Here is an 11,446-nt window from a genome sequence, read left to right as displayed (position 1 = left end):
TTAAGCCCATGCTTACGAAGTAAGAATTGCTTCACAATTCTTTGGAGGAGTGATCCTATGTCGAACAAAGTGCTTATCGTGACTGGCGATGCCGCGGAAGTTTTGGAAGTGTATTATCCTTATTACCGACTGCTGGAGGAAGGCTACGAGGCCGTTATCGCTTCCCCGACGCAAAAAACCTTACATACCGTCTGCCATGACTTTATCGAGGGATGGGACACGTATACGGAAAAACCCGCTCATCAGCTGCAGTCCCATTTGGGCTTCGCCGATGTAGACCCTTCCGAATACGCTGCGATTATTATTCCCGGGGGAAGAGCGCCGGAATATATTCGCGGCAATGCGGAGCTGCCTCGCATTCTGCAGCATTTTATCGATGCCGACAAGCCGATTGGCGCGATCTGCCACGGGGCGCAGGTATTCCTGTCGCTGCCCGATTACAGCTATTTCAACGGCCGTACCATGACGGCTTACAACGCTTCTCGCCTTGAAGTTGAACGCCTTGGCGCCTGCTACGCGGACGAGACGCTTCATGTGGACGGCAAGCTTGTAACCGGCCATGCCTGGCCGGATCTTCCCGGCTTTATGCGCGAGTTCCTGAAGCTTGTCCGCGAGGATGCCGCAACAACCGCAGCAGACGCAGAAGCTCTGACATCATAATTGAAAATCGCGAAAGAGGCAGCTTTGGCTTTTAAGCCGTAAGCTGCCTCTTTCGCGATTGGAAAGCTTTTTAGCGGGGAAACAAATTCTGCTGATTACTCTCCCGGAACCGGTTGGGCGACAAACCCGTGACCCGGCGGAAAATAATCGAAAAATAATTCGGATTGTCGTAGCCGAGAAGCTTCGCCACTTCCCATACCTTCATCTCCGTTGTGACGAGCAGCCTGGTCGCCTCTCCGATCCGGCGGTGAATGGCATAGTTAATCGGGGAAATCCGATAATGATCTTTAAATACATGGGAAATATAATAAGGATTCACGTGGAATTGCCGCCCCAAATCCTTGAGGCTTATATTTTGCGTATAATTCCTGTCGATATAATCCTTGATCTGCTCGGCTAGTCCGGTATTAGATTCCTGCTTAATTTGCTGCTGATTCCTCACCGCTCTTCTGAGCAACAAAATAACGGAATTAATCAAATAACGGCTGATCCCCTCATATCCTTCTTCCTTGATAGAGGATTCATCAACAATCATCCTCATCAAAGCCTCAATTTCCGAAAAAGCACGGCTGGACCGGATCACGGGCTCGACGCCAGGCGGGATGACCCAATCCTCGGAAGGGCTTGCCTTAGGCAGCGAAAATCCGCAGTAATAAGTGATTAACGGATTATCGATTAAGGACTGCTCTTCATGCAGAACCCCTTTATTGTAGACCAGAATGTCTCCCCCGCTTACGCTATACGATTGTCCTCCAATCGTAAACATCCCTTCGCCGCCGCATACGACGATAATTTCATGCAAATCATCATGCTTATGGCTCGGAAAATTCCAGTTGGGCGTATCGCTTACTTTTCCGGCGTACAGCAGATGACTTTGTATTTCCTCTCCGGCAGCGGAAGCCGTCATCCCTACTCCCTCTTTTCCAAATATCTTTTATCTATACAGCAAGATATATCACATCGCAAACATATCCGGCAAGATGCTTCATTGCCGCTGCTTGAGCCTTCCATTAAGCTTTGACTGTAGGAAAGAGAGCCAAAATGAGGTGAGGGTATGCGCGAGATGGAATGCTGGAAGCAGTATGGCTTTGCTTTATTCCCAAGGGCAGTAACGCATTTTTATGCGCTGCGTTATCTTTTGTGGGTGAAGGAGCTTCCCGTTGACCAGCCTTACGACATCCATCATCAATATTTATGGGATATACGTATGCATGAGCCTGTTTACGAGGCCTTTAGCGAGATACTCGGGACGACCGCGCTTTGGGCGCATCTGTGCCCTGGCGAACCCGCTGCCGTCAAAGGCGCAATATGCTTGCAGCAATCGGTTCAGGTACCGGTAAAGCAATGGAGCATTGCAAATATCGGCGATTTATTTATATACAACGCGGAAGAATGCCGTATTGACCTGGACGCCATGCCGGATTACAGCTGGCTTCCGATAACTTACTTCCCGGCAGCTCCCGATAACCGGTCCCTGCTGAAGGAAAGGCTGCGCAGCTGGAAAGCTAGTCCCAATCAAGCTTATCTGTCAGCAAGAGGCAATAAGCTTCTTGGCTCCGAGCGTTGGTAGAAGACATACAAGCAATAAACCTGGAGGATCTTCAACATGAAAAAAGAAAACCTGCTTATCTTTACCTTTACCCTGCTGGCCTTTATCTTGGGCACGACCGAATATGTAATCGTTGGTTTGCTGACACCAATTGCGAGCAGCCTTGGCGTCTCCGTTGCGCAGACCGGCATTATGGTCTCCGGCTTTGCGATTGCTTATGCGGCCGGAACGCCTTTTGTTATGATGGCCGCCGGTTTCTTCACGAAACGCCGCGCCTTGCTGATAGGTGCTTCATTGGTTGTTTTGTTTACGATGGGAAGCGCATTGTCCTTCTCTTATCCGCTATTGTTCCTTACCCGAATGGCAACGGCTGTCTTCTGCGGGCTTAGCGTTTCCCTGGCCGTCTCCATCTGCACGGATTACGTGTCGCCTGAGCGGAGAGGGCTAGCGCTTTCCTACATTATCGGCGGATTCACCATTGCCAACGTGCTGGGGGTTCCGATCGGCACCTTCGTAGGCCTGCATTTCGAATGGCCTGCCGCCTTCTGGCTGGTTGCGGCTTGCGGGATTATAAGCATTCTGCTTCTGTACCGAATCGTACCAAGAAATTTGCCGGCGGTGCAAAGCTCGCTCAAAAACCAGTTCCGCCTGATGACTAACCCGAGAGTGCTGCTTGCCTTCTTTATCCCGATTATCGGGGTCGCGGCCATATTCGTCATCTACACTTATATTAATCCGCTTATGCTGGAAGTTATGCATATCTCGGAAGGACGAACCAGCACCATCCTGCTCGTATACGGAGCTGTGACCATTCTCAGCAACATCCTAGGCGGCAAAATCGCAAGCGGCACTTACATGGCGAAGCTGAAAACGCTGTTCCTGGTTCATGCCGTTGTTTACGTCATCTTTGGTTTCACCTTATCGTTCACTTGGCTTGGCATCGTCAGCTTGATGGCTATCGCTCTCATTTCGTTCTCAATCAATGCGGCATGCCAGCTGTACTTCATCCATCTGACCGAGCAATATGTGCCCGAAGCCAAGGATTTCGCCTCTTCCCTGCTGCCAATAAGCGCCAATATCGGGATTGCGGTTGGCTCCTCGGTCGGCGCCTTCGTAACCGATCATTACGGTCTGCGTTATCTTCCGTGGGCAGCGGCCGTGCTTGCCTTGCTTGCATTTGCCGCAACGGCCTACAGCTATAATCTCGATCGTTCAGCCCAAAAAGCAGCTCTGCAGCAGGCCGCCGGATAAACGAAGGAATGAAAGGCTGCTCCACCGTCTGGTGGGGCAGCCTTTATCATTTAACAAATACAAGTCTTTTTTTTGATGCCGAGCTTTCCTCTCGCTTCTACCTTGGCGATATAGTCGGAGGCGAGCGGAACCTTGCAGGCGGTATCGCCTACATCGACTTTTACGGCGCCAATCGCCTCCGCAACGGCTTTGGCCTCCTCCGTCAAGGGTGCGACGTAAGAAGCTACGCAAATAACAAACGTATTCATCGTATACCGTACGCGGTTCCGCTCCTCATGGACGCTCTTCCGCACCTGCTCCAAAAGCCTGCGGATTTCCGTCAAATCGAGCTCCTCATCCGGAGCGATCGTCACGTAATTCGCATAAGCGCTCCAACCCGCTACCGCAACCATCTCTTCCGGGGACTGTAACCATTCCAACGCAAGCTCCCGCGCAAAAGGACTCTCCGCTGTAACATTCGCTACCGTATATTCCGCAAGCGAATACCAATAGGCCCGCTTCACCCAATTCTGAAGCCTCTCTTTGGCGATCGTTTTCGGATTAACGGCCAGTCCCGCCAAATACATGGCATCATGATTGCCGGAGTCGTACAGCTTGTACACCAGCTCCTGGTCTTTCTTAACCTCTTTGACCAGCTTCTTCATGTCGCCGATCTTTACACCAAAAAACGGCTCCTTCGCACCATGCCGCACATAAGTGCTCTTGGTCTGCTCGCTTCCCATTCCCTCTAACGCCCGCAATACTTCATCAAAGGTCATTATTTGGCCTCCAATTATGCTCTTATGGATTCGAGTATACCTTTGCCGCCTATTTTATGCAAAACAAAAAGGACTGACAATCAGCGCATCTGGCGCCACATTGTCAGCCCTCATTTATATTAATCGGTAAATGACAGCCAGCCTTCTCTTGCCGTCAGCATGTGCCATAAACCGTCGGGAATTACAAGCTTCTTCTGCGAGCTTAAGCTTAAGCGGGACTGAATCTCATCTTCGCGTCCTTCTTCAACCTTCTGTACCCAATCCGGATCCGTCAGAAGCACGCGGCCGATGGCAACAAGCGGAATACCCGTTTGCTGAGCTTCGATGGCGTCATCCGCCGAATGAATCGACCCTACGCCGATAACCGGTACGCGGCCGGCTACACGCTCCGCGATCCATTCCAGTCTTGTTTTGCTATCATCCGCGCCGCGCGCCGGTTTGGAACGGAAATCGAATAAGGAGACATGGAGGTAATCCAAATCCTTCTGCGCAAGCTCATCTAACAGGCGGAAGGTGTCCTCCATCGTAAGTCCCGGCGTCTCCGGTTCTTCCGGAGAGAATCGGTATCCGACCAAGAATGGCCCTTTAGCATGCTCAGCCGCAGCGCGTTTCACTTCATCAACAACGGCGAGCGGGAATGTAAGTCTCCGGTCGATATCTCCGCCCCATTGATCGTTTCTGCGGTTGGAATGCGGGGAATAGAACTGCTGCAGCAGATAAGTGTTCGCGCCGTGAATTTCTACTCCGTCGAAGCCGGCAAGCGCCGCGCGGCGGGTCGTCTCGCCAAAATCACGGATAATCGCTTCAATCTCTTCATGCTTCAGCTCGCGCGGAACAACATCCGGGCTTTCCGTCGCCGCAACGGCGCTTGCGCTAACCACATCGCCGTTCGGCACCAATGCGGGCGGTACACGACGGCCGCCATGGAAAATTTGAAGAATAGCTTTCGCGCCTTTGGCTTTAATCGTCTCTGCAAGACGAGTAAGCCCCGGAATCATAGCATCGCTGTCTCCGGCGAATTCCCCGGGAAATCCTTTGCCGTTTGGCGAGACATAAATACATGCGGTAATAACCATGCCTGCGCCTTCGGACCGGCGGGCGTAGTATTCCAGCTCCGCATCCGTTACCGTTCCATCGTCATTCGAGGATGAGTGCGTCATAGGCGCCATTACAATACGGTTCTTTACTTCCACGCCGCTTGGGAAAATAAAGGATTCAAATAAAGGTTTGTATTTCTGTTCCAAAAACTCCACTCCTATCGTATTCTCTTTTTTCGCTCATTAACTGTAACAACTTTTGTTACTGTAATATTATTATATACAGTTACTGAAGTCAAGCAAATAATTGTAAGTTTTTCACCCCCTATATTCTGCCCATAAAAAAGAAGCTGCCGCATAAACAAAAAAATAGCGGTACAGAGCTTCCCGCTCTGCACCGCATAGTCTTCCTTTACTCGTTAGCCGCACGCGGGCGATACTCGAAATAATCGTAATAAGCGGGAGCTGAATGGCCTTCCTTCGTTCCCGCCGCATACATCCCGAGGCATACGCCCGTAAAAGCTCCGTCCACATCCGGCGTCAAGGCTTCCGCCGGCAGGGCTCCCAAGCTGACCCACTCCGCGGACGCACCTCCCAAAGTATACAACAGCTCGTATTCCTTCCCGTCCGAACGGATCGATAGCCGGACGGGAACCTGCTCCTTAATTGGAGTAAAAGCTTCCGTCCCGCTTCCTTGCGCCATTGCCGTTACAAGAATGCCGGTCTGTCCGTCTTTCTTCGTTATTCCTACCGAATAATAAGACTTATCGCTCAGCCGGGCGGCAATCCCCGCTTGCTCGCCTTCTCTTCCCGGAGCAAAGCTCAGCCGGGTCTCGATGCTCATCCGGTGATGCTGCTGGCGGCGGCATACGAATACATGGGCTCCGCCGTCGCGAAGACCGTTGGCATTGCCGCGTAGTCTAAGGCAGCCTTCCCTCTCCGTTAACGACAGCTCCTCCTGTCCAGGGATCACTCGGTTATGCATCCATTCGAGGCCAAGCCCTTCGGAGGTAAACTTGGTGGTCAAGGGATTGTCCAAGCCGGCCGCAAAGGCCTTACTCTCCCGGATGGCCGGACCTTCCATCACCATTGCCGCATGACCTTCGTTATTGTCGATCATCGGCCAGCCGTCTTCACTCCAGCGAACGGGCGCAAGGAACGTCTCGCGGCCAAGCACGCTGCCCTTCCCGCCTTGCGGCCGGACGCCAAGAAACAACGCCCACCACCGGCCATGCACGTCATCGAGCAGCTCGACATGGCCGGTGTATTGAATCGGATGATCCTTTAACCCGTTATGCGTCAGAATCGGATGCGGCAGCATTTCGAACGGTCCGTAAGGAGAGGTGCCGCGCCCGATAATCTCCCGGTGCATCGGCCCCGTTCCGCCGGATGCGGTCATCATGTAATACAAGCCGTTTATTTTGTACAGATGCGGGCCTTCCACCCAAGGCCCTTCATCACCTTCAAATACGACAACCGGCTCCGATAATGCCTCGCCCGTCAGGATATCGATCTCGTATTGGATAATATGGGACGTCTCGCCAAAGCCGGCCTGCGCCGATACGTATACTTTGCCGTCATCGTCAAAAAACAGCGAAGGATCGATGTTGCCGTAAGGTATCCGAATCGGGTCGGACCATGGCCCTGCCGGATCCGTTGCGGTTACATAAAAATTGCCGATCCCGTACACATCCGTTGTAATCATGTAAAATACGCCATTATTATAACGGAGCGTAGGCGCGTAGATGCCCTCCGAGCTGTTGCGGCTCCGAAGATTCACCTGGCTTTCCCTGGTCAACACATGGCCAATCTGCTCCCAATGAATCAGATCCTTGCTGCGAAATACCGGAACACCCGGAAAATATTCAAAGGTGCTGGTCACCATGTAATAATCTTCGCCTACCCGAACAGCGCTTGGATCCGGATAAAAGCCCGGCAGTACCGGGTTCCGGTACGTGATCTTGCCCGTTAATGCGTGTGCCATGAATCGTTTTGCCCCGCTTCCGTTTATTGAGATAAGGAACGGAGTCCCGCGAAGGACTCCGTTCAAGTTCACGCTTATTTCTGCCAATCGGTTATTTTTCCGAATGATGCTTTCGGCTCGTGCTTGGCATCAAACACAAACGGCCAATTTTTCCGTCCGCGAACCGGGAAGTTATCCAGCCAGGTGTAATCGTCGGCCGCGCCCCAGAAAGTAACGGCGGTAATCGCCTCTTTGTACTCGCGGAACAGCTCGAATATCTGCCCGTATCGTTCCGCCTGCCGCTCCAGCAAGTCTGCCGTAGGCTCCGTCAGATCCGTCCGCTTATCGTCATGATCGAATACCGAAATATCCAGCTCCGTGACCTGCAGCTTAAGCCCCGTTGCCGCGTAACGCTCGATGGCCTCGCGGATCTCGACAAGGCTTGGACCGTTCAGATTCCAATGTCCCTGCAGGCCGATTCCGTGAATCGGCACTTGCTTAGCCTGCAGCGATTGAACGAGACGGATAATTTTATCCCGCTTCTCCGGGTTGCACTCGTTGTAGTCATTGTAGAAGAGAAGCGCTTTCGGGTCGGCGGCACGCGCATATTCGAAAGCTTTCGCGATAAAATCCTCTCCGGCCAGATTCAGCCATTTGGACTCCCGGAGCCAGACACCGCTTTTATCCTCAATCACTTCATTTACAACATCCCAGCAATAAACGATACCTTTATAGCGGCCAACAACGGTATCGATATGGCTTTTCATCCGGGCAAGCAGCGTTTCTCTATCGACTGGCGCCCCATTCGCGTTTTGGAATACCCAATCAGGGGTCTGATTGTGCCACACCAACGTATGCCCGCGCAGCTTCATGCCGTTTGCCGCCGCAAAGTCGGCGATCTTGTCCGCCGCTTCGAACGTATAAGCCTCTTCGGAAGGATGCACGCTCTCGAATTTCATATCATTCTCGGCGGTAACGCTGTTGTAGTGGGCAGTAAGAAGTTCCTTCTGGGATTCAATCGTCGTCAGATTAACCGCTGCCCCAATATCAAAATGATCCTTGTACACGGAACGGAGTGTCAATAGTTTTGAAATAGATGACATATTCTGCACCAACTCTTTCCTTCTAGATTAGTAAATCACCCGGTTACGGGCATCCGGAATGCCGGATTTGCGGAAGAAGTACGTATTAACGATATCTCGCCATTGCTTGGCATTCTCAAGCTGCCGGTTCATGCGGCCCGTTACATGGCGGAACCGGTCGCCGTCAACAAGTCCCTCGAGCTCCTGCCAGCGGCCAATCCAATATTCAACCCGCTCCACGCCGGCGAAATGCGTATCGTAAATATGCTGAATAACCGTCTTGCCCGATTTCAGCCGATGCGTGTAAGGAACATGATGGAAGAAGAGCAGCAGCTCATCCGGACAAGCCTCCAGGCTGTCGTAGATCTCGGCATTAGGCAACGTATATTGGCTGCTGTAGCCGGTACCCGTCGCCACGGTACGGTCAACCCCAATTCCCTTATGGTCGGCAAAATGGTACGTTCCCCACTTGGAATATTCGTAGCCGTCAATATCCGGTCCGTAGTGGTAATGAGGCGTAACCATCCAGCCTACGCCAAGCGGCGCCGTATAATTCTCGTAGATGGACCACGATTCCAAGAGGAAGTTTACGAGAACCTCTTGAACGTCCTTATTGCCGCCAAACGTTTGGACGGCCCATTCCGCCGCAATCTCCTCCGAAGACAGCTCCGGATTCCAGATCAGGCGGCCGTAGCCGTACAAATTCGCCTGCGCGAGATGATGCCCGGTCCAGTTCTCGTCATTGCCGATATTGCTGACGGCCGTAATGCCGCTATGCGTATAGGCATGAACGCTGCCTGCCGCAATCTCCTTCACCGTGCTGCCCGCGCCTTTGACGTAAGTATCAAAGTTCAAGACTTCCTTCCACTGCGGAATGAGGAAGCAGACATCCTTCTGCTGTCCCGTATATTCCTGGGCAATCTGGAATTCCATCATCTGGTTGGTATGCTCCATCGCGCCAAAAAGCGGCGAGACCGGCTCGCGGACCTGGAAGTCCATCGGACCGTTCTTGATCTGCAAAATTACATTGTCCTTGAAACGCCCGTCCAGCGGCTTAAAATGATCGTAAGCGGCGCGCGCGCGGTCGGTTGAACGGTCGCGCCAGTCCTGGTGGCAGTTGTAGACGAAGCAGCGCCAGAGCACAAGTCCGCCGTACGGCTCCAATGCTTCGGCCAGCATGTTGGCCCCATCCGCATGGTCGCGTCCGTAGGTAAACGGACCGGGACGATTCTCGGAATCGGCTTTCACCAGGAAGCCGCCAAAGTCCGGAATATAACGGTACACCTCGGCCGCTTTCTCCTTCCACCAGCCTCGCACGGCCGGATCAAGAGGATCGGCTGTTTCCAGACCGCCAATCTCAATCGTTCCGGCATAGTTCACGCTCAGGAACAGCTTTATGCCGTATTCGCCAAAAACCTCGGCAATACGGGCAACATCCGGCAGAAGCTTCTCCGTAATAAGGAATGTCTCCTCGCGGTGGACGTTGACGTTATTAATCGCAATGCCGTTAATGCCAACCGATGCCATCAGGCGGGCGTAATCGCGAATCCGTTCCGAATCGGACAGCACGTTGTTATTATCGTAAAAGATCGAACGGCCGGAGTAACCGCGCTCCACGCTGCCGTCCATGTTATCCCAATGGTTAATCATGCGAAGGCTGTATTTCGGCGACTCGACCAGATTCAACTGATCGATCGCAGCCCCGGACTGCATCAGACGCAGCAGATGGAATACCGCGTACAGCACTGCTTTCTCGGACTTGCCGGCCGCGACGATATATTCCTTCTCCGCTTCCCGTACGGTTTTTAAGAGGTAGCCCTCATTCGTTAAAGCGGTTACACCGCCTGCCGCATCGTCTACCCAAGTGCCGCCGCCGAGTACCCCGAGCACGATAAACCTCTGCCGGGAAGGTTCATGCGTAACCGAAGGCGCTGCGCCCAGCATGGAGCGGATTCCCCGCGACAATTCCACGGCGGCCGTCTTCAGGATCCCTTCCATCGGCACTCCCGCGGGCAGCACGAGCTCACCCATCCAGCCTGCGTATTGCTCCAAGCGCGTTTCATCCTTCACTTGCCCGTATCTTAGCCATGCCGCGTATCCGTTGTCTCCCATGCTTTAATCCCCCTAATAAGAATTGTCGTGCAAACAGCCAGAATTAGAAAAACGCGTCCGCCCGATGTTAAGTCGAGGGACGCGATTCAAGCGATTAACCTTTAACGCCGCCTACGGTCATCCCTTTAACAAAGTATTTCTGCAGGAACGGATATACCAGAATAATCGGCAGACTCGCAACAATCGTCATCGTCGCACGGATCGAGGTTGGCGTAACCGCTGTCACGCCGCTTTGTCCGGCTGCAAACTGATCGCCCGCATTGGTTGACGATGCCGCCGTATTGGAGGTTTGCAATATTTTCATCAACTCGTACTGCAGAGTGCTCAGGTTAAGATGCGAAGAGTTGTACAAAAATACGTCAAACCAGGAATTCCATTGATACACCGCTACGAAGAGCGATACGGTCGCAAGAGCAGGCACGGTCAGCGGCAGCACAATTCGCATGAAAGTAATGAATTCGCCCGCGCCGTCGATTTTCGCCGATTCCATAATGCCGTCCGGCAAGCCTTCAATAAAGGAACGGATAACGATCATATTAAAGACGCCGATAATGCCGGGGATAATATAAACCCAGAACGAGTTAATCATATGAAGCTCTTTGATCAGCAAGTACCCCGGAATGAGACCGCCGCTGAAATACATCGTGAAAATTGCGACCATCGTTACGAATTTGCGCAAAACAAACTCCTGGCGGCTGATCGTATAAGCCAGCATGGCCGTACAGAAGACGGAAGTTATCGTGCCAAGGATCGTACGCAAGGCGGAGATCAGCGTAGCGTGATAGATGGATGCTTCATTAAAGATGTAATTGTAGTTATCCCAGGTCCACGTGCGGGGCCAAACATAAATACCGCCGCGGATCGAGTCATTCGCATCGTTCAAGGACAACGCGAACATATTAAGGAAAGGATATAGCGTAACCGTCACGACGAGCAACATAAAAACTATATTACTTATATCAAAAATCTTATCCGGTAAAGAGCTGTACCTGGCTTTGGCCGAACTCTCTTTCATGTCGATAGCCTCCTTGCTT

Annotated in this window: 10 protein-coding genes; 3 read left to right on the top strand and 7 right to left on the bottom strand. The window is 52.4% G+C overall.

The features are described from left to right. The first annotated feature begins 57 nt into the window (after positions 1-57). Entirely contained in the window at positions 58-660 is a 603-nt protein-coding gene (locus ACR9FF_RS06980) for a DJ-1/PfpI family protein (RefSeq protein ID WP_127490802.1), read from the top strand. A 70-nt stretch (positions 661-730) separates the two neighbouring features. Here ACR9FF_RS06980 and ACR9FF_RS06975 read toward each other — a convergent pair whose 3' ends face one another. Beyond that, a complete protein-coding gene (locus ACR9FF_RS06975) occupies positions 731-1,567 on the bottom strand; it encodes an AraC family transcriptional regulator (protein ID WP_116393934.1) in 837 nt (278 codons plus the stop codon). 147 nt (positions 1,568-1,714) lie between these two features. Here ACR9FF_RS06975 and ACR9FF_RS06970 point away from each other — a divergent pair, with 147 nt between their 5' ends. Next, positions 1,715-2,230, top strand: coding sequence for a hypothetical protein (locus ACR9FF_RS06970; protein ID WP_435169924.1), 516 nt, complete (start codon positions 1,715-1,717; stop codon positions 2,228-2,230). A 36-nt stretch (positions 2,231-2,266) separates the two neighbouring features. Continuing rightward, positions 2,267-3,460: an MFS transporter gene (locus ACR9FF_RS06965; RefSeq protein ID WP_435169922.1), complete on the top strand. Its 1,194-nt coding sequence runs from the start codon at positions 2,267-2,269 to the stop codon at positions 3,458-3,460. 50 nt (positions 3,461-3,510) lie between these two features. On the opposite strand, the gene ACR9FF_RS06960 is transcribed toward ACR9FF_RS06965, so the two are convergent. From ACR9FF_RS06960 to ACR9FF_RS06935, 6 genes are all read right to left on the bottom strand, one after another. Continuing rightward, positions 3,511-4,218, bottom strand: a complete 708-nt coding sequence (locus ACR9FF_RS06960; protein ID WP_317980928.1) for a DNA alkylation repair protein — start codon at positions 4,216-4,218, stop codon at positions 3,511-3,513. Positions 4,219-4,337: 119 nt separating this feature from the next. After that, positions 4,338-5,462 carry an NADH-dependent flavin oxidoreductase gene (locus ACR9FF_RS06955; RefSeq protein ID WP_435169920.1) on the bottom strand — a complete coding sequence of 375 codons (1,125 nt, stop codon included), beginning with the start codon at positions 5,460-5,462 and terminating at the stop codon, positions 4,338-4,340. 205 nt (positions 5,463-5,667) lie between these two features. Then, on the bottom strand, positions 5,668-7,239 hold the full coding sequence (locus tag ACR9FF_RS06950) for a glycoside hydrolase family 43 protein (RefSeq protein ID WP_435169918.1): 1,572 nt from the start codon (positions 7,237-7,239) through the stop codon (positions 5,668-5,670). 74 nt (positions 7,240-7,313) lie between these two features. Continuing rightward, a complete protein-coding gene (locus tag ACR9FF_RS06945; RefSeq protein ID WP_435169916.1) occupies positions 7,314-8,321 on the bottom strand; it encodes an endo-1,4-beta-xylanase in 1,008 nt (335 codons plus the stop codon). A 27-nt stretch (positions 8,322-8,348) separates the two neighbouring features. Then, the gene (locus ACR9FF_RS06940) at positions 8,349-10,412 is read right to left on the bottom strand and encodes an alpha-glucuronidase family glycosyl hydrolase (RefSeq protein ID WP_435169914.1); all 2,064 of its coding nucleotides are present in this window, start codon (positions 10,410-10,412) and stop codon (positions 8,349-8,351) included. A 94-nt stretch (positions 10,413-10,506) separates the two neighbouring features. After that, positions 10,507-11,427 carry a carbohydrate ABC transporter permease gene (locus ACR9FF_RS06935; RefSeq protein WP_435169912.1) on the bottom strand — a complete coding sequence of 307 codons (921 nt, stop codon included), beginning with the start codon at positions 11,425-11,427 and terminating at the stop codon, positions 10,507-10,509. Positions 11,428-11,446 lie beyond the last annotated feature (19 nt).

This window comes from Paenibacillus glycanilyticus (genome assembly GCF_051200795.1).
Taxonomy (GTDB): domain Bacteria; phylum Bacillota; class Bacilli; order Paenibacillales; family Paenibacillaceae; genus Pristimantibacillus; species Pristimantibacillus glycanilyticus.
Note: the sequence above shows the minus strand (reverse complement) of the source record. Positions and strands in the feature narration are given on the sequence as shown.